The sequence below is a fragment of the Chromohalobacter sp. HP20-39 genome (genome assembly GCF_033052815.1).
Lineage (GTDB): Bacteria > Pseudomonadota > Gammaproteobacteria > Pseudomonadales > Halomonadaceae > Chromohalobacter.
Window position 1 is genome coordinate 1 of the sequence record NZ_JAWHTP010000052.1, and the last position, 721, is coordinate 721.

The following is a 721-nucleotide window of genomic DNA, read 5'->3' on the forward strand; positions in this document are numbered from 1 at the left end:
TTCGTTGGCTTCATGCTTGGCCGAATCGTTTGCGGTGAGATGCGGTCCTTCTCGGTGATATAGGCCATGTGGTAGTCCACAAACACCTTGTTGACGATCGCATAGAACGCTTCGCTCGTCTTGGCCTGCTTGGCCACATCGGCACGGCCCAGCACCTGGTCCAGATACGCCGTCTGCGAGGTGAGGAACGGCTCGCCCTGATCGGGGTCTTCCAGCGCGCCAACCACCAGTTCATGCACTTCCGCCTTGTCGAACTGGAACGATGCACCGAGCAGCGTCTTGCCGTGCTTGTTGATGACGTCCGCCAGTGCCGCTTCCAGCTTGGCGCGGTCGATACGGATGCCGCGCCGTTCGGCCGCATCCACCATGTTCAATGCCAGCACCATCGGCAGACCAAGGCGTTGCAGCTCAAGCACGAAGCGCAGGTGCAGACGCAGGTTGGTGGCGTCCACCACGCAGATGAGCATGTCGGGGCGCGGTTCGCCGCGGAACGTGCCCAGGCAGATATCGCGCGTGATGGCTTCGTCGGGGCTGGTGGCGACCAGGCTGTAGGCGCCGGGCAGGTCCAGGATCTGTACGTGCCGGCCCGACGGCGCCGTGAAGCGGCCTTCTTTGCGCTCAACCGTTACGCCTGCGTAGTTGGCCACCTTTTGGCGGCTGCCGGTCAGCAGGTTGAACAGCGCGGTCTTGCCGCAATTGGGGTTGCCGACCAGGGCAACGC

The 721-nt window shown here is 63.2% G+C and carries 1 protein-coding gene; it reads right to left on the minus strand.

Annotation, left to right across the window (positions count from 1 at the left end; all coding sequences use genetic code 11):
- Nucleotides 1-721: FeoB small GTPase domain-containing protein (locus tag RVY79_RS16815; protein ID WP_317465616.1), on the minus strand; the 721-nt coding region annotated here is incomplete at both ends.